Source organism: Anabaena sphaerica FACHB-251 (assembly GCF_014696825.1).
GTDB lineage: Bacteria > Cyanobacteriota > Cyanobacteriia > Cyanobacteriales > Nostocaceae > RDYJ01.
Genome location: NZ_JACJQU010000004.1, coordinates 317694 through 339494 on the forward strand (window position 1 = coordinate 317694; position 21801 = coordinate 339494).

The following is a 21801-nucleotide window of genomic DNA, read 5'->3' on the forward strand; positions in this document are numbered from 1 at the left end:
CTATCATTTGATACGGGATAATTTAGTTAATGATTCAACTCTTTGATTGATCAATCCGGTACTGGAACAAAAAAAATTATTTAATAAGCCTATGCCAAACGGCAAACCATTTTTGGTGAATTGCACAGACATATACGTAGAACATTAACCTGTTGTTAATCCTGATTTCATAGATTTCATAGTTATATTTTGAGGCAAAACGTGATGATCACAAAATCTGCTCTCTTGGATGCAATTGCTGGTACAAATCGGGGTTTGCTGGCAACTGAAACCCAAAAACAAGCTATCTTAGCTGCGATCGCTAGTTTAGAAGACTTTAACCCAACACCACACCCAATGGAAGCCAGGCACTTACTAGAAGGTGATTGGCGACTACTTTACACCACTAGCAAAGCTTTATTGAACCTGGATCGTTTTCCCTTTTGTAAACTTGGTCAAATTTACCAAAGTATTCGAGTAGAAACTACCAGTGTTTATAACATTGCTGAAATTTATGGACTACCTTCTTTGGAAGGATTAGTCAGCGTAGCCGCTAAATTTGAACCAGTTTCCGAACGTCGAGTTCAAGTTAAGTTTCAGCGTTCTATTATTGGCTTACAAAGGTTAGTTGCCTACCAGTCACCCGCAACCTTTATCCAACAGATTGAATCAGGCAAAAAATTTGCTGCTCTTGATTTTCCTATCAACAGCGACCAACAACAAGGATGGTTGGATATCACTTATCTAGACAATGATCTCCGTATTGGCAGAGGTAACGAGGGGAGTGTCTTTGTTTTAAGCAAGGCATCAAAGGCATAAGGAGTTTATTCGCAAGAAGTGTTTGCGAACGACCTTATTCTATTATAGCTACTTTGTCAAGTAGAGTCTGATACTTTTATCAGGGGACTGGGGACTGGGGACTGGGGGGAGAAACTTATTCCCTGTTCCCTATTCCCTGACTCATGACAAATAACTTAACAAATACTCTAGTAAAGACCTTCAGGTAGTAGAGTGAAAACAATTAGCCCTAATTTATTTGATCATTCAAAGGGAAGATAATCATGGTTCAACGTGGCTCTAAAGTACGCATCCTTCGTCCAGAATCCTACTGGTTTCAAGATGTAGGCACAGTCGCTACCATTGACCAAAGCGGCATCAAGTACCCTGTAATTGTCCGGTTCCCTAACGTCAATTACGCTGGGATCAATACCAACAACTTTGCCTTAGATGAATTAGTAGAGGTGGAAGCACCCAAAGCTAAGGCAGCTAAAAAGTAAGCAGCATAACAGTGCTGAGTGCTGAGATAAAAACATGGAAAAGCGGTAAACTAATGCTAATTCCATGCCCTCAATTGATTTTTGAGTCATACCTCTGAACTAAACACCCAGCACTCGTTACTCTGGAAATGCCTGAACTGCCTGAAGTTGAAACAGTCCGACGGGGTTTAAATCAATTAACCCTAAACCAAGAAATTACGGGGGGAGATGTGCTGCTACAACGCACCATCGCCTACCCTTTTTCTGTTGATAAGTTTATAGAAATCATTAAAACAAGTACCATTAAATCCTGGCATCGTCGCGGTAAATATCTTTTAGCTGAACTCTCCCCATCTTCCTGGTTGGGTGTTCATCTGCGAATGACGGGTCAATTATTATGGCAGAACAAAGATGAACCCTTACACAAACACACACGAGTAAGATTATTTTTTGGGGAACAGCAAGAATTACGCTTTGTTGACCAGCGCACATTTGGACAAATGTGGTATGTTCCCCCTGGTGTGCCGGTAGAAAGTATTGTTACAGGTTTAGCAAAACTGGCTGTAGACCCATTTTCACCAGAATTCACCGTTGAGTATTTAGCGAATAAGCTGCAAAAATCTCGTCGTCCTATTAAAACTGCGCTGTTAGATCAGTCGATAGTTGCAGGATTAGGTAACATTTATGCTGATGAGGCTTTGTTTAAAAGTGGCATTTTACCCACAACCCTCTGTACAGAATTACGCAGCGAACAAATTGAACCTTTAAGATCAGCGATAATTCAAGTTTTATCCGCAAGTATTGCCGCTGGTGGGACAACTTTTAGTAATTTTCTCAATGTTAAAGGCGTTAACGGAAATTATGGCGGTGAAGCATGGGTTTATAACCGCACTGGGGAACCTTGTAAAATTTGTGGTAATGTGATTGCGCGTATTAAGTTAGGTGGGCGTTCTAGTCATTTTTGTTCCCAATGTCAGAAGTAGGGAACACCTAATAGGTGGCAGTAAAGAGTTTTTCCTGATGACCGCTGCATTGTTATCAGCTTTCTTGTTCAAATAACAGTGATAGCGAAGTGCTTTGTAGGAATCGCCATTAGTTGGATACAAGAGGTTGACAAAGGATTTAAAATTTGTTATGATAATTTTGATAAGGAAGAACTATCTTGTAACAAACAAATTTGGACTTCTTCCAAAACCGCTTACTTGATCGTAGGTGGTTATATTTTTTTAGGAAAGAAATTGTGCCTTTGGATCTTGGCACGATATAAAATTATGAATAAAAGCGTTTATAAATTATGAGGGGAACTAATGGCGGTTAAAAAAGGAAATATGGTTCGCGCTATCCGTGAGAAATTGGAAAATAGTGTAGAAGCTAAAGCTAGTGATTCCCGCTTTCCTTCCTATTTATTTGAAAGTCAGGGGGAAGTGGTAGATATCAAGGGTGATTACGCTTTGGTTAAGTTCGGGAAAGTAGCAACGCCGAATATTTGGTTAAAGTTGGAACAGTTGGAAGAGTTTGTATAACAAACATAGTTCATAGTTGTGCTTTAACGTAAAAGCTATAAGCAAGGTGGGTTCCGTTGTCACTAACCCACCCTACGATGATTGAATTATCGCCATCATAGAGAAATTATGTCTGATTCCCCATCTTCCCCAGTTTTATGTAAATCTCCCCGTGTGACTGTTGTGGGTGCTGGTAGGGTTGGCAGTACCTTAGCCCAACGCATTGCAGAGAAAAATCTCGCTGATGTGGTGTTGTTGGATATTGTCGAAGGAATGCCTCAAGGTTTAGCTTTAGATTTGCTAGAAGCGCGGGGACTTGAGTTACATAATCGGCAAATTAGCGGTACTAATAATTATGCAGATACGGCTAATTCAGCAATTGTGGTAATTACGGCTGGTTTTCCCCGCAAACCGGGGATGAGTCGGGATGATTTGCTGAAAATTAATGCCAAGATTGTGGTTGAGGCAGCAAAAAATGCGATCGCACATTCTCCCAATGCTATTTTTATTGTTGTCACCAATCCTTTGGATGTGATGACTTATTTAACTTGGCAAGCTACAAATTTACCCAGAAATCAGGTAATGGGCATGGCTGGGGTGTTAGACTCAGCTAGGTTTGAAACTTTCATTGCTTTAGAATTAGGAGTTTTACCTGCGGATGTCAAAGCGATGGTTTTGGGTAGTCACGGTGATTTAATGGTTCCTTTAGCCCGTTATGCCACTGTCAATGGTATTCCTATTACAGAATTGTTAGATGCAGAAACAATTGAACGTTTAGTACAAAGAACCCGCAACGGTGGCGCAGAAATCGTGGAATTAATGCACACAGGAGGCGCGTTTTTTGCTCCTGCTTCTGCTACCTCCCTGATGGTAGAATCAATTTTATTAAATCAGTCGCGGTTGTTGCCAGTGGCAGCTTATTTACAAGGTGAATATGGTTTAAATGATCTTGTAATTGGTGTGCCTTGTCGTTTGGGATGCGGCGGAATTGAGAGCATTTTGGAATTGACTCTCAGCGATGAAGAAAGGGCAGCTTTGCAAACTTCAGCGGAGTCAGTGAGGAGCAATATTGAGAGGGCGCAGGAAGTTTTGACAGTTTTAGAATAATTTTTTATTTTCCTGTATCCCTGTTCTGTCAGATTGGGAAAATGCAATACCTGATTTTTATTTTCCTGTATCCCTGTTCTGTCAGATTGGGAAAATGCAATACCTGAAAGGTTTACGGGGCTTTGGCTTTGACATTTTATACAGCAATTTTATTTTTTAATACATAAAAAAGCGCCCAACTTTGATGAAATAAGAGTTACAAAAGATGGATTAGATTATTGTTTTCCGAGAGTGACAAAGCAGGGTTAATATTTCCATTAAAAAACAAAGGGCAGTGAGCTACTGCCCCCTCAAATATTCTCCTTCATCAGCAATATTTTTGTCAGCTTATTAGTAGCGATATTCCTCATCGGCTGGGTCGCCGTAGGGGTCTTGGCTGAAATTATCAAAGAGGGTTAATTTGATTGCTCACGGCTAATTATTTCAACTTAAATTCATCAAACTTAATGACCTCTGAATTAGGTTTTCTAGTATCAAAACGATAGCTACTAATAGTACCTGTTCCTGTGTCGAAGATGCTGAAAACTGTAATATCATTACTAGCAATATAAGGTAGCGGCTTGCTATCTTCTCCTAACAATGGAGAAATGGTTGGTATTATTGGTTCTAGCCCATTGGGATCACCTATTTCAGTATAATCCTCTTGATAGCCTGTTGGTACTTCTCGCTTTCTTTCACCCCAAGCTGCACCGTAAGAATTACCAACATTAGAAGTTTCTAGAAAGTGCATTCCGCTTGAACTTACAAAGCGATTCCATAAATGGGAATGGCCATAAAATACTAACTGCACTTTAGCAGCTTCTAATAAAGGAATAACATCACGAATAATATAATCTGCATTTTTGGGATATTCATAACGAATAGCTTTGATATTTCCTGCTTCATACCGTTTAATGATAGTCACAGGATTCGTATAAGCTGGAACAATATTATCACCCAAAGTATGAGGCGGATGATGGAACATGACAACTTTATATTTTGCCTGTTTAAATTCAGGACTATTTAATTCTTCCTGAAGCCAATTATATTGTTCACTACCTTGAAAAATAGGTTCATAAATTAACTGTCCGTAACCCCAATTCTCAGGATCATTAAAATCTTTTTCTGGTTCTATATATCTGCCTTTACGTTCTGACTTTAATTGAGGAGGTCGCCACATATTCGTAATATACAAAACCACTAGGCGCACATCACCAAAATTCACTGCATAATAGGTTTTTCCACCCGTTTTAGTTTCAGGTAAAGTAAAAATTTCTTCGTATGTGACAGTATTAAAAGAATTATCTTTTAAAGATTTTTCCCCATACAATTTTTCAGCAACTACACGAGGAATCGTATCATTAAATTCATCATCTAAACTTCCCGTTCTGGCATATCTCCCCATGACTTCATGATTACCAATACAAGTAAACATAGGGGCATTTTGAATAATTTTACCACCTGTGTAAGTGAATTTTACACCGTTATGTTCCATTTGATAATTAGCGCGACCTTGCAAACCTGGAAATAAAGCATTTCCGCGATTATCATCAAACCATTCTGAAGCGCGGTCTGGAACATTGACTAAATCTCCTGCGAACCATACTCCGTCAACTCTTCCTACAGTTTCTACCACTTTTTGGAGATTTGCGGCCGTCATCGGTTTTAATTGATGATCTGAGGTGAGGAGAATTTTTAAAGGTGTACCGGGTTTTGGAGTAGGTGCAAGGGTAAAAACTTTGCTGCTAACCTTTTCTCCATCCTCTCTTGTACTCGTGACATAATAGGGAACTCGCACATTTGGAGTTAAACCCGTAACTTCGGCTTCATGTCGCCAAATTTCACGTTTTACGGGTTGTTGATAAATTTGCCCGTTTTCAGTTTGATTTGCTACTCTTGATAGTTGATCTTCTCTAGTGCGGCTCAGTTTGGTAGTTTTTGCAATTAAACTGTGATCAAGTTTCTCACCGGAGATAACTAAATGTTGATCACCTGCAAACTCAGTAAACCAAACTACTCGTACAGAATTTTCTGTTGGTAGTTGCAAAAATGGATCTGTCAGCAGTTGCAGTGGTGATATCATGATTATTTTAGCAAAGGAACTCACACTTATTAAGGTCAAATATATTACCAGAAAAAGTACAGTTATTAGGGAAATTTTCCGGCTGTTGTAGCGAGAGTAATTATTTAATTTAAATGCAAAAACTTTAAATGCAAAACTTCCCAGGAGATTTATGAATTTTAAAAAATCACAACTGCAAATTCTCATCATGTATGGATTGTTGGCAGCGATCGCACTGTTTACCCTTTTCCCCTTATTATGGTTAATTAGCACAGCCTTAAAATCCCCTACAGAAAATATTTTACAATCTCCACCACAGTTATGGCCGAGTCAACCGACTTTAGAGAACTTCACTCGTGTTTGGCAATCTCTACCTTTTGGACAATATTTATATAACAGTATTCTGGTGGCTTTATTGACTGTGGGATTGAATCTGCTGTTTTGTGCTTTAGCTGCTTACCCTCTGGCAAGATTATCATTTGTGGGACGAAACGGAATTTTTATTGCTATTGTTTCCACAATTATGATTCCCTTTCAAATCGTGATGATTCCTTTATATATTTTGACAGTGCAGTTAGGGTTAACAAATAGTTATTTAGGGATGATTTTTCCCAGTTTAGCTTCTGCTTTTGGCATTTTTTTATTAAGACAAGCTTTTATAGGTGTGCCTAAAGAAATAGAAGAAGCCGCCCGCATGGATGGCAGTTCTGAGCTAGGATTGTGGTGGTTTGTGATGTTACCAGCTATTCGTCCAGCACTAGTAACTCTGGCTATTTTTGTGTTTATTGGTGCTTGGAGTGACTTTTTATGGCCTTTGATTGTCATCCAAGATGAGAGTTTATATACTTTACCCTTGGGAGTTGCTAAATTAGCAGGTACATTTTCTTTAGATTGGCGCTTGGTAGCAGCTGGGTCGGTAATTTCTATCGCTCCAGTTTTGCTATTATTTTTGTTTTTACAAAGGTTTATTGTACCCACCGATACGGGTAGCGGTGTTAAAGGTTAATCAGTTATCAATTACCAGTGTCTTTACTGTCACCTGTCACCTAATAAGCTCCTTTTCTATCTAAGACTACCCAAAAAGTTTTAAAAATTAAAATCAAATCATAAACAATAGACCATTTACGCTGATAGTCTAAATCCATACTGACTATCGTTTCAAAGTCTGTGATGGTGGAACGTCCTCTGGTCTGCCATTCTCCAGTCATACCCGGTTTAACTAGCAATCTTTCCCAGTGATGGGGTGCATAATTGATAACTTCATCAGGAGTGGGGGGACGAGTACCAACTAAACTCATATCTCCCATTAAAACATTCCAAAATTGGGGTAGCTCATCTAAGCTAGTGCGTCGCAAGAACTTACCCAAAGGAGTAATACGAGGGTCTTCTGTAGATTTAAAGATGTTACCTTTGGCTTGGTTTTTGACTAGAGACTTGAGTTTATCTGCATCAACCACCATAGAACGGAATTTCCAGATCCGAAAGGTGCGTCCGTTTAGACCACAGCGAAGTTGAGAATAAAATATGGGGCCTGGATCAGAACATAAGGTAACAATTGCTATAGGAACCGCTACCACGGATGTAATTATTAAACCAACTATGGCTCCGAGTATGTCAATTAATCTTTTTGTATTATTAGCGACTGATGGGTGGATTGACTGTGGTGATAATTCCATCAGAGTCAGATGGGGAGGAACACTCACATTAGCCACGCTGTAACTTTTTGTTTGATTTGTCAGAGTAGAAAATGACATAACTATTAACTATTTATTTAATTTTTACATCTATCTTTAGATAGGTAAAGATAGAAAAGTGTATCAATACAAAAAAATTGTATGTAATTTTCCCTACCTTAAAAAGCCAAACACCAGAACTTCACACAATCTTTTTATTAAACCAAGTTGTTTTAAATTTTTGATGTTTTTTTTGTAAAGAAGCTAAAAAATAGATGTGAACAAATGTGAGAAATAAACACCCATTCTTGAGTAGATAGTGTTTCTACTTGGAAATGGGCGCTTATGATTTAGACTCAGTGAATATTTGCGTAAATCTCCCTTTTAATCCTCTTAATATATTACTTTGGGAAGAAGTTTTTTTGGACTATTAATGCTGTTGAGGGTTGACTGCTAAGAAAAAATTAACCGCATAAGGTTCTTCCAGTGATTGGAGAGAAATAGCTTTGATAGCATCCAGATAGCGACGCAAAAACAGAAGTTGTTGAGAATTGGGACGATAAGTGAGATTGCCTTGTTTTTGAAACAATGGAGTGGATGCGATCGCTCGATAATCAGAATTTTCCTGAGAGGTTTTTGCCAACCATATAGAATGTAAAGAAGTTTGGTTTCCATCTTGTTCTGATCCAGTTTCAAAGGCAACAGCAGGTATTAAACCAGCAGGTAGTTCACCTTCCAAGAAAGCCAGCAGCCGCTGTTGACAAATGCGGGTATTGATACCACGACTCTCAAATAATTGCAGAACTTCACCGAAAGATAGGGAACGCATGGTTTCACCACCTAAGCTATCCGGTAAAATTTTTAACAATTCAGAAAACAGGAAGTAATCTGTATACTGTTGTCTAGATATTTCTAAAACCTGGGGATGCAGAGGTAACATAGCCAACCCATAAGCCACTCGACTGCATTTAGGAGCGCCATTTTCACCCAAATATAAATCTTGAATAATTTTGGCGTTGGGGAGTTTTTGTCTTAACCAACGGTTGACTGTGCCGATGGCAGCCACTCCACCAGAGAGAATTGCTTGATTAATAGCTTCTGTGGGGATACCACGAGCCACTAATAATTTATTAAGTTCGCGGTTGAGACGACGCACATAAGGTACAAAAACCTGGCTTTCCAAATCTCGTCGCTGCAATACCCAAAATTGATCGGCTAATTCCAGGGTGAAAGATTCGTGATGCTGCAAAATCAGTTTTAGAGCCATAGCAGCGTCTAACAATCCTTGTCCCAACAAAGAACTTTCCAATCTTTGCTGCAAGCGGATGCGGTAGAGCATATCTGGTTCCCCAACTCGCGGTAGTTCTAACCCTTCCAAACTCAAACTAGACCACTGTATTTGGTCTAAACCAGGAAGTGAAGGTTGCCAATGCCAAGGATTACTACTAGAAGTGTTAGCTTGTGACCTTCCACGGGGTTGGTGAGATTGTGGTGGCAGTAGTAGCTGACAAATAATATCCTGCTCAATCGCCTTACCAGCGTAGGCAAAACTGTGGAGCATGAAATCTCTGTATGTTAATTGGCTCACGTCTGTCGGTAAATCAACGAGTGCCATTTCTGTGGCAGTCGCGCCAATATTCAGCGCCAGGGTTGTACCCTGGTTGAGATTTTCGTCGGTTTTTAAAGGACGCAAACCTTGATTTTCATGCAACTGCACTGATGGAGAATTAGCAGGATCAAGTTCTGGCAGCAAACTAGCGATCGCTTCCTCGACAAAAAATATCTGTTGGGCATGGGAGACAAGCTTACTAGTGAGTATAGCTTCCCGCACATTAAAGCGATATTGTTCTGACCAGCTGGAGGGACAAGTACAAACAACACCAGCAATATTATTAATGATGTCAAAGAAAGCTTGTTTATCTATCCCCACCCCATGAGCAATTAAAGCTGGAGTCGTACTTGTTTGGTCTGATTTGAGAGTTAACAGCAGTTTAGAGAGCGATCGCACCACCCAAATTAAAGGACCAGCAGAAAATTCATTTAACTGCAACACGGGTTCCCATTTCTGCTGCGTAGTTTTGTAGGGAATGGCCAGGTGTAAAAAAGGCTTTAAATGGGCAGAATAAAGATTTTGTTTGGGTGCAGGTGTGGAGAGAGTTTTATCTTGTGCAACTGCTGCCGGCGCTGTCTGCTCAATATTAGCTGTGCTTTCAGCTTCTGGGTGAGGGATGGAAGCCGTAGGTAGATAAACTTCTGCGGGTAAACGAAATGATTGCTCAAAAGAAGTTTCACCTGATTTACTTTCTGCTGACCAATAGATAGGATACACAACCAATTGGGAGCGATTCAACAAAGCCGCAGAAATCCCAGTCGTACCCAAGTCAATTCCTAAATACCAAACTGAGTTCGGGTCTTTGACTCTCACGAGAGAATTATCACTTAAATTGTCATCAAAATTTTCATCGGCAAGCAAAACAGCTTCGGGTTGAGATTTTGTGACTTCCTTTTTTTTTTCAGTTTGAGGAATATCCAGATTAGAGACAGCAGTTAAGGGTATATTTTCTGATGGAGGACTGCTAAGAGATTCTACGAAAAGCATTCCTGTATCGAGCATATCCTGACTGTCAGACACCGAAACCTGGAAACTTTCTAAATCTGTTGTCTGTTCCGATCCAGAATTGAAGCGCCAATCAAAATTTGCTAAATCTCGATCCAATTGCTGCAACTGTGTTCCATCTAGAACAATATTCGGTATGCCTTGCGTAGACCTATCTGTATCTTCTAGAGAGAGTAAATTTTCCTGTGGTGAAGCCGAAATATAAGTAGCTGCAAGTAAATCTTGCTCCTCTGTTGATGCCTCCACAGGAGAAGTTAGGATGGGAGTTTCTACAGATGCTGTTTCAGGATTATCTTCAAAAGATAAAACTTCTGCAATTTGTTCTTCACTGCTGAGATCAACCAATAAGTCAGTCAGGACTGTGATGGTATCACTACTATCTGGGTGAGAGTTGAGTAATGTAGGAACGCTGGCAAATTCAGCTTGTGATTGCGTATCCTCTGGCAACAATGATTTCTCCCATAAATCAGATGCTTGCTCTGTAGGTTCTACAACAACAGCGGCAATTTCTGGTAGAGAATTGTTACTTTGATCTAAATGATTTAAATCCAGTTGCTCTAGCGACTCTGAGGAAACCAGCAAATTATCATCTTGTTGTTCTGGAATGATGGCTGATGCTGGCAAACTTTCGTCAATCTCAGAAGTGTTATATACCTCACTTGTCACCACTGACAAAGTAGTGGATTCTGTGGAGTTAGTCGCATCTGCACTACCAAACAAACTCGCATAAAGTTGATCTACTTCATCAGCACTCTCAAGTGGAAATTCATCAGCGGTTCTAAAAGTGTCAGTAACTGAAGCTGGTGGCTCCTGTGCGGTAATTTCCGAAAGCACTGTATCTAGATTCTCCACAATCGGAGTTTCCTGGATTGATTCATCAGCACTCTCAAGTGAAAATTCATCAACATTGGTAAAAGTGTCAGTAACTGAAGCTGGTGGCTCCTGTGCGGTAATTTCTGACAGCACTGTATCTAGATTCTCCACAATCGGAGTTTCCTGGATTGATTCATCAGCACTCTCAAGTGAAAATTCATCAACAGTGGTAAAAGTGTCAGTAACTGAAACTGAAGGCTCCCCTACCCTCAATTGTGACAGCACGGCATCCAGATTCTCCACAATCGGAGTTTCCTGGATTGATTCATCAGCACTCTCAAGTGAAAATTCATCAACAGTGGTAAAAGTGTCAGTAACTGAAACTGAAGGCTCCCCTGTCCTCAATTGTGACAGCACGGCATCCAGATTCTCCACAATCAGAGTTTCCTGGATTGATTCTTCCGCACTCTCAAGTGGAAATTCATCAACAGTGGGAAAAGTATCAGTAACTGAAACTGAAGGCTCCTGGGCGGTAATTTCTGACAGTACCGTATCCAGATTCCCCATCGTCGGAGTTTCTTGAGTATCAGCAGCAATTTCCTGGATTAATTCCTCAGTAATGGAAGAAACTGGTTGTACTTCTGTGGCAGTATTTACCCCAAATATCAAAGGTTGAGCGTCTGGGGATTGTTGTTGTAAATTCTGATTCAAATTATTCAGAAAATTTGCCATCAACTGTTCACTTTGCATCCCCTGACTGTGCATTCTTGCTAGTGCTTGGGATAAAGACTGATAATAGGTGTTGATATTACTCTCTAATGCCCCAAAGACAAAGTTAACAGTTCCATCTAGCGACAGCAAACGCTGATCCAACTCTCTAGAGAGACTAGCTAACCGTTCTACCCCCTCGACTGATTCTAAAACAGATTGAATAGCAGAGTTGCCTATTTCTGGGTTATGTTCACCTGTCGTCAAACTAAGAGGATTAGGTGCGTTTCTTGTCAAATATGGGATTAAATTTGGCACTAAACGACTGATCAGCACTTGTAAAAATTCAGTAATTATCTGCTCTTGGTTTGCCAACTGCTGTGTTAAGGAATAATTTTGCAGTCGCTTTTGCTCCAACTGCCTAATTTCTTGCACAAGAGAAGCCCTTTCTTGCAACAACCCTGATAATTCTGCTTGCAATGGTTGAAGCAAAGCCGAAATTTCATCTTTTAATTGTTCTGCGGTAAAATTAGTCTGTTCCTGTTGGGATTGATACGAATGTGACGCAGTTTGGTTCTGCTCTTGTTCCACATATCGCGCCAACAACGATGATAGTGGTGCTGTCTGTGACTGTTCGGGAGGAGTTTCTGCTGGTGTCTCACTTTCGTTGAGTGTAACCAAAAAGTCACGAACTCTCTGTAAAACATCTCTTTCTTCTTGTCCCTGACCAGACAGCAGTTTTGATAGACGATTGCCACTATTGGCAAGTAAGTTGTCAATGTCTGCAATCAGCTTGTGAATTTCATCTGCACGGGAAGTCACGTTAAGTTACCTTAGCTAGAAATGTACTGTGATGTTATGGTATTTACAATTACAGAAGCTCTGAGTGATAAAAGTTATTGCTCGTACTTCTGAGGGCAATTATGTTATGAATTACTGAGAGATGCAACTTGATCCAGATGGTTAGCTTCCTTCTCAGATCGTTAGCCAAATTTTGGGCTAAGTTAGGTGTAAAATCAAAATTTTATGTGGTCGTGGTGACAGGGAGGTAAGCCGGGTGTATTTAATCAGCAAATACTGAGACAAGGTAAAGATTGTTGAGAAAAAATTATATTGTCGTTTTCTTGTGTAACATAGTTTAGTTTCATCTTTGAAAGTGGCTGTAATTTGATAGCTGAGGTTGAAAACACATATCTTACTTGTTTTGTTCATAGCAGCTTTAATAAATATGTCCTAATGGAAGACCGATATAGCTTGCAGACATCCGCTCAAAACTGGATCACTTCAGCGCCCTTTTTTCAAGGGTTGCCTGAATCTATTGTGGAAACAGCCCTCGCACATCTTGTTACTCGTACCCACCCAGCCAACCAAGTGATCCTGTTAGAAAATGACTGGGGTGGCTCTGTGTATTTTATTATAGAGGGATGGGTAAAAATCCGTACTTACAATTTAGAAGGAAAAGAGGTAACACTGAATATTATTGGGCATGGGGAATTATTTGGAGAAATGGCGGCGCTAGATGAAGTTCCCCGTTCCACTGATGTAATTACTCTCACTCCAACTATGATTGGCAGTATGCCTGCTCAAGATTTTGTCAAATTACTGCAAACAGAACCCTTAGCGGGAATGAGATTGGCGCAATTAATGGCGCGACGATTAAGACAAGTAAATCGCCGTTTACGTCTGCGAGAATCAGATAGTCAATCACGGGTAGCAGATACTTTACTATTTTTGGCAGAAGGACAGGGTAAGAGAGGACAGACAGGTACAGAAATTCCTAATTTACCTCACCGGGAATTGAGCAGTTTGAGTGGACTAGCAAGGGAAACAGTAACACGGGTACTGACAAGGCTGGAAAAAAAAGGCTTGATTCTAAGGGAGCAAGATGTAATGTGTATACCCGATGTGGCCGCTTTGGAAAAAATGATCATTTAACAGGGAACAGTCAACAGGCAACAGGCAACAGGCAACAGGCAACAGGCAAGAGTTTATTCTTACCAATTACCAATCACCAATTACCAGCTAAAACAGATATGATAGGTGTTAAAATAGACTTGATATGAGTATTTTAGATTCTCTACCAGATGAACCGGAGGAAGATTCATCACCTGAATCATCAACCCCTGGTTATCAGTCAGATCAACACCAAAAGTTAAAGCGCCCTCAACTGAAGGTTGATACACCCTTGAGGATGGTGGAAACAGCATTTTTAGCCAGCACTGCTAGTTTGATTTGGTTTATTAATTTCTATTTTCCTTTAGGTCCAGTTTTACGGATATTTTTTCCAGTCCCCATCGCTTTAGTTTATTTGCGTTGGGGTAAACGTGCTGCATGGATGGCTGCTGTCACCTCTGGGTTGCTGTTAGCTGTGCTGATGGGACCTGTTCGTAGTATGTTGTTTGTGATGCCTTTTGGATTGATGGGTGTGCTGTTGGGGGCAACGTGGCATCGTCGTGTACCCTGGATTGTGTCGATTACTTTAGGGATGTTATTGGGTACTTTGGGTGTGTTTTTCCGTCTGTGGTTACTGTCGGTGTTATCTGGTGAAGACCTCTGGGTTTATGTAATTAACCAAGTCACTGAAATTATTGAATGGATCTTCCTGAAGCTGCAAATATTAGCAACTCCCAGTGTGTTTGTCATTCAAGTAGGAGCGATGCTTTTGATTGCATTCAACAACTTGATTTACTTGTTTGTGGTACATCTGGCAGCATGGATACTTTTGGATCGTCTGGGAAATCCCATCCCCCGCGCCCCACGTTGGGTACAAGTACTGTTGGATTATGAGGGATAATTCGTAATTTGTAATTCAAAACTCCTATTCCCTATTCCCTGTTTCTACTGACAACTGAAAATGATTCGTATATATACGCAAATTGAACAGGGTGAGGCATGGCTAAGACGTTATCGCGGTGGTTTACCTGTCTTTGCCTGTGTTTTAGGTTTTACAGAAACTTGTTTAATTCCAGGTATTTCCGCTGCGGGTTTGACTCCAGAAGATAGAAAATATACAGCTTGTGCTGATGCGGAGTTTTTGTATTATGGTGCAGCGCATCAGCCCAAATATCCTCTACCACCTTTGACTGCTGGCGCTTCCCCAGTGCTGATTTCTCGTGCTGTAGTTGCTGCTCTACAGTTGCCAGTTTATTTGTTTAATGCGGGTTTACCCTTAATTCCATCTGTACCATTAATCGATTTGGGTGGCACGACTGCTAGGTGCTTAAGTACAGGTGCAGCTATGGAAATAGCCACGGTAAAACACCTGCTGGAACAGGGTTTGCGTTGGGGTTCTCAACTCAGTGCTGATATTTCACAGGGATATCTGATTTTAAGTGAGTGCGTTGTCGGCGGCACTACCACCGCTTTGGCACTTTTAACTGGTTTGGGTATTGATGCAGCAGGAAAGGTGAACAGTAGCCATCCTGTTTGTAATCATTTACAAAAGTGGGATGTGGTAAAAGCTGGGCTGGAAAAACTTCACAAGTTTACAGATCCTCTGGAACTTGTGGCGGCGGTGGGAGATCCCATGCAAGTTGTAGTGGCTGGGATGGCGATCGCCGCTAGTCGTCGCTGTGGGGTTTTGTTGGCTGGTGGGACGCAAATGCTGGCTGTGTATGCTTTGTTGCAAGCGATCGCTCAAGCTTACTCTTTATCTTGGCAACCAGAAGCTATCGTCGTTGGTACAACCCGTTGGGTAGCGGAAGACACAACTGGTGCTACAGTTGACTTAGCCCTCAGCTTAGGTAAAAACAGCATAAATCAGGGTAAAGAAACTCCTCCCCTACTAGCTACACAGTTAAGTTTTACTGATTCTCGTTATCCCCAACTCCAAGCTTATGAGCAGGGTTTCGTTAAAGAAGGGGTTGGTGCTGGAGCCGCGTGTATAGCTGCCTATCTCAGTCAAAATTGGCAGCAAGAACAACTTTTAACAGCTATTGAATCGCAACTTGAGGAATTAATGAATTCTTTGTCTCATTAATTGTTCTTCTAAGGCAGCAATGCGATTGTATGCTGCTGTTAATTGCGCTGTTAGTCGTTGAATTTGAATTTCTGGCGTTATTTGCTTATCTCCAGCTTGCAGATTCATGTCTGGGTAAATGCCATCAATTAACACATCCTTATGTTCCAGATTAGAAGTGAAATTAATCTGCCCTTTTAAGTGGAAATTTTCAACTTCATGATTTTCTAGATAGTTATTTTTTAGCTTTTTTGGCTCTAAAAAGCAATCAGACAAACCCTGAGACAGTTTCTTGTCAAGGTTGTCAATTACCTGGTATAGAGCATCTACTTTCTGGCTCAAAGTCAGTATCTGTTTTTGCAATGAATCCATTTAATACCTTTATCACAAAATAATCTCTATATGTTATTCAATTTACTGCCAATGTTAAAAATACTTATGATTTATTTAATCTTTCATATTTTTCTTGGTGTGGTGGTAGATAAATTCAGATTTATATACATAACTCAATACTTACTATAAATATCACTCAAATATGTATTGATAAACATGAAGTATTGGGCGGTGATTGACATACATAACCCCTAAATTTTGCTCCCATCTCAAACTGGCAGCAACGGTAAGCAGTAAAACCAGCTTGCTACTTGCCTTTTTAACTAAATAAAATTTCCAGGAAAGGCGCGAAGAAGCAAAGACGCAAAGGAAAAAATAGATGAGTTTAGGGTGTGGTATGAGTACATGAAAACTGCTCTAAACTATTCCTCGACATGAAATCATATATATAATCGATCCCAATTTGTTATCATCAGTTTTTAAGGACACAGGAGTGGGATGTCGTCATATCCTTAGCTATTCTGCTCCTGTAGTTAAGATTATGTTTATAGTCCTACAGCTAAAAATCAATGGATCGAAGGTCTTTTTTACTAGGTACAAGCGGGCTGGTAGTTTCCCAAATGCTGATTGGGTGTAACGGCAAGAACCAGACACAATTCAACGTGCAGCTATTAAAAGGTTCCATACCTGGTCACGTGGTTAATCAGTTTCGCAAAAGTTTACAGTCACAGGCGAGTTTAAAGTTTGTCCCCATTAATCAGATTCATGATTTATTTAAACAGTTACAAACTTGGCAACAACCAGAAGCTAATAAAGAAGGATGGAGACGTTTTCTTCCATTTACCCAAAGTCAAAAAGTCTCTAAATCTGACTTGGTGACATTGGGAGATTATTGGCTAAAAGCAGCGATTGAACAGAAACTGATTCAACCACTGGCAACAGAACAAATTAAACAATGGTCGGCTTTAAATCAAAAGTGGCAGCAACTAGTAAAACGGGATGATCAAGGTAATTTAAATCCCCAAGGCCAAGTTTGGGCTGCACCTTATCGCTGGGGTAATACAGTAATTATTTATAATCGGGAAAAGTTACAACAATTTGATTGGCAGCCACAAGATTGGGATGATTTATGGCGTAGTGAGTTGCGATCGCGCATTTCCTTACTCAATCACCCCAGAGAAGTAATTGGTTTGGTATTAAAGAAACTTGGAAAATCTTATAATACAGAAAATATTGCTCAAATTTCTTCCTTAGAAACAGAATTACAGACATTAAATCAACAAGTAAAATTTTATGATTCCACTACATACCTAGAACCGCTAATCACCGGAGATACTTGGTTAGCTGTGGGTTGGTCAAATGACGTTATACCTGTACTCACTCGTTATCCGAAACTTAGCGCAGTAATTCCCCAATCAGGAACAGCAATTTGGGCAGACTTATGGGTACAGCCCGCAGGGGTTAACAAAAACAATTTACTATCTGAATGGGTTAATTTTTGTTGGCAACCAAATATAGCCAAGCAAATTACTATATTGACTAAAACTAATACACCAATTGCCACAAATATTGCTGCTTCTGATATTTCAGAACCATTACAAAACCTGTTACTCATCAATCAAGAATTGTTGGATAAAAGCGAATTTTTACTACCATTATCAGCAGCAGCAACACAGAAGTATGATTCGTTGTTTAAGAAGATGAAAAATCTAGGCTAATACTGCTACTTATTGTGAATCACTCAATTTCTGTTGTAGAGTTTGACGTAAACCTAGCCTACTCTGATTACGCATTTGGATATTGCATAAATCTGGATTTATATCCAGATTACAAGTGTAAGTTGCTAACATTTCTTTTTGATAATTGAAAACTCGGACGTTATAACCAAAATTCCTAGCGATTGTACCCAAACGATTAACAAATTTGTAGCGTTCTAGATAGTCTAATAAACTCCAAATTTGCTGATTAACTATCAAGTCTACACGGGCTGATTTTTTTTCAGAAGCTGGATATGCTATCCAGTTATCTAAAAGTTTATTTTCCGAGGTTTCTTTTGCCCACCATAAACTAGGGATGGTTAGACTTTGGCGGTTAATAGTATTAGCTGTGATTACAGAACCTGTAGGCTTAGTTAATAAATTTAGTTCTAGTGGTGCATCAGAAGGACGGGGTATATTTTCTGCCCGTGAGGCTAGAATCGGTAAAATAGTAAAAGTAGTGGTTAAGCTGAATATTAGTGACAGAGATTTTTGGAGGGTGATGACCTTGTATTTAGACATAAGTACACCTGAAAGTTTCTTGTAATATTTCTAATATATATGATTCAAATTTCTTAGGTTCTATCGGTACTGCTAAACTGGTGTAGAATCCCAACAACCACTAATTATGCTTAAGCGTTCCAAGTTCGAGACAACCCAGTCTCAAATTATGCACCGTTCTGAGGATCTCATTAGCGCCGCATCAAATCGCTATCGGATTACAGTTCAAGTGGCTAATCGTGCCAAGCGTCGGCGTTACGAAGATTTTGAGAATAATGAGGATAGTATGATGAAACCTGTACTTAGAGCAATTATTGAGATGTCTGATGAAATGACTCAGCCAGAAATTATCGGGGAATTATAAGATAAATGTCGAAAACCCTTGAAGGTGTGTCCTCCTGAGTCGGACACGCCCGTGCTTTAGCCAAGGGATGAAGGCTAGGTGCAGGATCTATAGAATTATAATTTGCATGATTCTGGGAATTGGATACTAGTTTCCAGTTCCCAGCTTACTGATGGCTAAAACAATGAAAAAGAAAAAACTTTTATTTTTACGGTTTAACTTAGGATTGATAATTGCCTTAATAACAGTGAGTTTTATAGTATTGGGTTTAGGAAACTCAAATTCTGATAGCATCTCACCTGCTGTAGCGCAGAGAATTAGCCCTAGTGATGTTTGGCAATTAGTGTATAAGCAATTACCCGATCTGCCAAAAGAAAACCAATATAGCAGTAAAGAGACTGGTAAGGTAGCCGAAAATAACACCCTAGCTAGTAGGTTGATTCGTTATCACATTTATGTTAAAGGCAGATCCCCAATATATCGCTTAGATTGGAAGCTAACCTTAGCTGATTATTTAAATGCCAATGAAACGATATATGAAGCATCCTATCCTGGTAAGGATTCCTTAACGCAAAATCCACTGGAGGGCGATCGCACCACCATAAAAAAACTTACCCGCAACCAACGTAATAACCTAGTACAAGTCCTGGTTGATATATTTAACACAGGGAACAGGTGACAGGGGAGAATAACTAATGACCAATAACTAATGTACGGGCGAAGCATTCGGAGAATAGTCTTTGGAAAAAACCGATCATTTATCGCCCGAATGCTTCGCCCCTACAACTAATGCAAAAAGCATTCGGAGAATAGTCTTTGGAAAAAACCGATCATTTATCGCCCGAATGCTTCGCCCCTACGACTACTAATGCAAAAAGCATTCGGAGAATAGTCTTTGGAAAAAACCGATCATTTATCGCCCGAATGCTTCGCCCCTACGACTAACTAACTACTAATGCAAAAAGTGATTAAAAGTGGAACTGGTTGGCGTATAGGGTGGAAACCAGACGCACCGGAATTTAAAGGTTTAGTAGGTACAGACGATTGGGCAGTTGAATTAACCGAAGTTGAATTAAACGACTTTTGCCGCTTATTAAATCAGCTGGCAGATACGATGAAGCATTTAGCCACAGAATTAATGGATGAAGAAAAAATCGCCTGTGAAGCCGAAAGCGATTTATTATGGATGGAGGTAGAAGGGTATCCTCACTCCTACAGTTTGCGCTTTATCCTCAATACAGGACGGTGTATAGAAGGACAATGGGATGCTGATGCAGTACCAGGATTGCTGCAAGCTACAGGAATACTGAAAGTTTTTTGATAAAAGGCTTGCTATTTTCTATAACCTTGTGTTATTCTCGTAAGAGTGACTTAATTAAGTTTAGATTCACAGATTTGGAAAAAATCCCCAATCCAAAATCTTGAACTGAGAATCTAAAAATTAAGTGAACGGGGCGTAGCGCAGCTTGGTAGCGCGCCACTTTGGGGTAGTGGAGGTCGTGGGTTCGAATCCCGCCGCTCCGATTGATTCAGTTACAAGTAAACAGATGTGTTTCACTAACTATTGCTTGTAACGGTTTATCCCAATTATCAAACGGTAGTTGAGAGAAATAGGCAAAGTCAAAAATTACTCCCATCGTCGGTATTTTAGACCAAGCTGGAGAACTCAACAAACGGTCATAATATCCACCACCATAACCTAAACGGTATCCTTGGCGATCGCAAGCTACGCTGGGGACAATAATTAAATCTACTTCCGTAGGGTCTATAGTTGGCGCTTCTGGGTGTGGTTCAGTAATGCCATATTCACCAACTTGAAGCACATCATCAGGTTGCCATAAGTGCCATGATAGGGACTTACCAACACAACGGGGAAAACCCCAACGACGTTGAGAGTCGGTAAAAAGTGGACTGAGATCAGGTTCTTGACGAAAACTGAAATAGGCCAAAATGGTAGTTGCTTGGTTAAATAAAGGCGAATTTTGGAGTTGGTCAGAAATGCGATCGCTCTTTTCTCTCCACTCTTGAACAGTCATAGATTGACGAGTTTTCAGCAATCTGCGGCGCAGTTTTGTCTTGTTTAGCTGTGAATCAATTTTTAGCAATGTGCAGTTTTCAATATAACGAATTTCTCTCGTTCCCATACTCTGTATGGGAATGAATTCTAAAGGCTCTGCCTTTGATAGTACCAGAGTCAGAGCCTCTGTGATGGCATTCCCAGTCAGAGACTGGGAACGAGATACGAGATCAAACCCTGCATTTTTACTTATGCAGCGTTTTGACGATACCATTGAATGGTATTTTTCAGCCCTTCTTGGAAGCTGACTTGAGCAGTGAAACCAAAAGCTTCCTTGGCTTTCTCGGTATCTAGACAACGTCTTGGTTGTCCGTTGGGTTTGTCAGTTTCCCAAACAATTTCCCCCTCATATTCCATTAATTCACAAATCAGATTAATCAAATCGCGGATCGAGATTTCATAACCTGTACCCAAATTAATTGGCTCAGAGTCGTTGTAGAACTGAGTACCCATGACAATACCCCGTGCAGCATCTGTGGAATACAGAAACTCACGGGTAGGAGAACCATCACCCCACACAGGAAGTTGCTTTTCTCCTTTAACTTGGGCTTCGTGAACTTTGCGAATTAAGGCTGGAATAACGTGGGAACTACTGGGGTTGAAATTATCTTCAGGACCGTATAAATTTACCGGGAGTAGGTAAACACCATTAAAGCCGTACTGCTGACGATAAGATTGCAACTGCACTAAAAGGGCTTTTTTTGCCACTCCATAGGGGGCGTTGGTTTCTTCTGGATAGCCATTCCAAAGGTCTTCTTCCTTAAAAGGAACTGGGGTAAATTTAGGATAAGCGCAGATAGTCCCAACACAGACGAATTTTTCTAAACCCGCTTGATAGGCAGCATGAATTAGCTGGGTTCCCATCATCAAGTTATCGTAGAACAACTCTGCGGGTTTTTCGCGGTTGAGACCAATACCGCCGACATGGGCGGCTAAGTGAATGACAATATCCTGTTGGTCAACTGCGCGTTGGCAATTTTCCCAAACTCGCAGATCACAATCACGCGATCGCGTTACTGTAATTTTTTCACTGTCAGCCCCAGCTTTGCACAGCTGATCTATTACTTGACGGCCTAGAAAACCCGAACCACCAGTGACAACAATCCGTTTATTTTTTAGCTCTAAGGCAGTCATAT

At 40.3% G+C, this 21801-nt stretch carries 20 protein-coding genes and 1 tRNA gene; 14 read left to right on the top strand and 7 right to left on the bottom strand.

Going from position 1 to position 21801, the window contains the following annotated elements:
• Positions 1-204: 204 nt before the first annotated feature.
• From H6G06_RS10300 to mdh, 5 genes are all read left to right on the top strand, one after another.
• Complete coding sequence (locus H6G06_RS10300; protein ID WP_190559675.1) at positions 205-798, top strand: PAP/fibrillin family protein; 594 nt, start codon at positions 205-207, stop codon at positions 796-798.
• A 242-nt stretch (positions 799-1040) separates the two neighbouring features.
• Positions 1041-1256 carry a photosystem I reaction center subunit IV gene (locus tag H6G06_RS10305; protein ID WP_190559677.1) on the top strand — a complete coding sequence of 72 codons (216 nt, stop codon included), beginning with the start codon at positions 1041-1043 and terminating at the stop codon, positions 1254-1256.
• 128 nt (positions 1257-1384) lie between these two features.
• Positions 1385-2218 carry a DNA-formamidopyrimidine glycosylase gene (locus H6G06_RS10310; protein ID WP_190559679.1) on the top strand — a complete coding sequence of 278 codons (834 nt, stop codon included), beginning with the start codon at positions 1385-1387 and terminating at the stop codon, positions 2216-2218.
• 324 nt (positions 2219-2542) lie between these two features.
• The gene (ndhO, locus tag H6G06_RS10315; RefSeq protein WP_190559681.1) at positions 2543-2758 is read left to right on the top strand and encodes an NAD(P)H-quinone oxidoreductase subunit O; all 216 of its coding nucleotides are present in this window, start codon (positions 2543-2545) and stop codon (positions 2756-2758) included.
• A 108-nt stretch (positions 2759-2866) separates the two neighbouring features.
• A complete protein-coding gene (gene mdh, locus H6G06_RS10320; RefSeq protein WP_190559683.1) occupies positions 2867-3844 on the top strand; it encodes a malate dehydrogenase in 978 nt (325 codons plus the stop codon).
• 418 nt (positions 3845-4262) lie between these two features.
• On the opposite strand, the gene H6G06_RS10325 is transcribed toward mdh, so the two are convergent.
• The gene (locus H6G06_RS10325) at positions 4263-5906 is read right to left on the bottom strand and encodes a metallophosphoesterase family protein (RefSeq protein WP_190559685.1); all 1644 of its coding nucleotides are present in this window, start codon (positions 5904-5906) and stop codon (positions 4263-4265) included.
• A gap of 151 nt (positions 5907-6057) precedes the next feature.
• Here H6G06_RS10325 and H6G06_RS10330 point away from each other — a divergent pair, with 151 nt between their 5' ends.
• Positions 6058-6891, top strand: coding sequence for a carbohydrate ABC transporter permease (locus tag H6G06_RS10330; protein WP_190559687.1), 834 nt, complete (start codon positions 6058-6060; stop codon positions 6889-6891).
• 40 nt (positions 6892-6931) lie between these two features.
• Here the strand turns inward: H6G06_RS10330 and H6G06_RS10335 are convergent, their stop codons facing one another.
• Positions 6932-7639: a sugar transferase gene (locus H6G06_RS10335; RefSeq protein ID WP_190559689.1), complete on the bottom strand. Its 708-nt coding sequence runs from the start codon at positions 7637-7639 to the stop codon at positions 6932-6934.
• Between the two features lie 349 nt (positions 7640-7988).
• Positions 7989-12518, bottom strand: a complete 4530-nt coding sequence (locus tag H6G06_RS10340) for a hypothetical protein (RefSeq protein WP_190559691.1) — start codon at positions 12516-12518, stop codon at positions 7989-7991.
• 414 nt (positions 12519-12932) lie between these two features.
• Between H6G06_RS10340 and H6G06_RS10345 the strand changes: the two genes are divergently transcribed.
• The 3 genes from H6G06_RS10345 to cobT all read left to right on the top strand — a co-directional run bounded on the left by H6G06_RS10345 (position 12933) and on the right by cobT (position 15675).
• Positions 12933-13631: a Crp/Fnr family transcriptional regulator gene (locus H6G06_RS10345; RefSeq protein WP_190559693.1), complete on the top strand. Its 699-nt coding sequence runs from the start codon at positions 12933-12935 to the stop codon at positions 13629-13631.
• Positions 13632-13755: 124 nt separating this feature from the next.
• The gene (locus H6G06_RS10350; RefSeq protein WP_190559695.1) at positions 13756-14490 is read left to right on the top strand and encodes a DUF2232 domain-containing protein; all 735 of its coding nucleotides are present in this window, start codon (positions 13756-13758) and stop codon (positions 14488-14490) included.
• 60 nt (positions 14491-14550) lie between these two features.
• Positions 14551-15675 (top strand): nicotinate mononucleotide-dependent phosphoribosyltransferase CobT, encoded by a 1125-nt coding sequence (cobT, locus tag H6G06_RS10355; protein ID WP_190559697.1) that lies wholly within the window; start codon positions 14551-14553, stop codon positions 15673-15675.
• On the opposite strand, the gene H6G06_RS10360 is transcribed toward cobT, so the two are convergent.
• The gene (locus H6G06_RS10360) at positions 15652-16026 is read right to left on the bottom strand and encodes a hypothetical protein (RefSeq protein ID WP_190559699.1); all 375 of its coding nucleotides are present in this window, start codon (positions 16024-16026) and stop codon (positions 15652-15654) included. The two genes, cobT and H6G06_RS10360, sit on opposite strands and share 24 nt — an antisense overlap.
• A 530-nt stretch (positions 16027-16556) precedes the next feature.
• Between H6G06_RS10360 and H6G06_RS10365 the strand changes: the two genes are divergently transcribed.
• On the top strand, positions 16557-17705 hold the full coding sequence (locus tag H6G06_RS10365; protein ID WP_190559701.1) for an extracellular solute-binding protein: 1149 nt from the start codon (positions 16557-16559) through the stop codon (positions 17703-17705).
• Between the two features lie 9 nt (positions 17706-17714).
• Here the strand turns inward: H6G06_RS10365 and H6G06_RS10370 are convergent, their stop codons facing one another.
• Positions 17715-18266, bottom strand: a complete 552-nt coding sequence (locus H6G06_RS10370; protein ID WP_190559703.1) for a hypothetical protein — start codon at positions 18264-18266, stop codon at positions 17715-17717.
• Between the two features lie 106 nt (positions 18267-18372).
• Between H6G06_RS10370 and H6G06_RS10375 the strand changes: the two genes are divergently transcribed.
• From H6G06_RS10375 to H6G06_RS10390, 4 genes are all read left to right on the top strand, one after another.
• Positions 18373-18609, top strand: a complete 237-nt coding sequence (locus H6G06_RS10375) for a DNA-directed RNA polymerase subunit omega (protein ID WP_190559705.1) — start codon at positions 18373-18375, stop codon at positions 18607-18609.
• 151 nt (positions 18610-18760) lie between these two features.
• Positions 18761-19267 carry a hypothetical protein gene (locus H6G06_RS10380; protein ID WP_242039651.1) on the top strand — a complete coding sequence of 169 codons (507 nt, stop codon included), beginning with the start codon at positions 18761-18763 and terminating at the stop codon, positions 19265-19267.
• 276 nt (positions 19268-19543) lie between these two features.
• Positions 19544-19909, top strand: a complete 366-nt coding sequence (locus tag H6G06_RS10385) for a DUF1818 family protein (protein ID WP_190559707.1) — start codon at positions 19544-19546, stop codon at positions 19907-19909.
• A 129-nt stretch (positions 19910-20038) separates the two neighbouring features.
• A tRNA-Pro gene (locus H6G06_RS10390) sits at positions 20039-20112 on the top strand.
• Between the two features lie 5 nt (positions 20113-20117).
• On the opposite strand, the gene H6G06_RS10395 is transcribed toward H6G06_RS10390, so the two are convergent.
• Positions 20118-20732: a 5-formyltetrahydrofolate cyclo-ligase gene (locus tag H6G06_RS10395; RefSeq protein ID WP_190559866.1), complete on the bottom strand. Its 615-nt coding sequence runs from the start codon at positions 20730-20732 to the stop codon at positions 20118-20120.
• 122 nt (positions 20733-20854) lie between these two features.
• Positions 20855-21799 (bottom strand): GDP-L-fucose synthase family protein, encoded by a 945-nt coding sequence (locus H6G06_RS10400; RefSeq protein ID WP_190559708.1) that lies wholly within the window; start codon positions 21797-21799, stop codon positions 20855-20857.
• Positions 21800-21801: the final 2 nt, after the last annotated feature.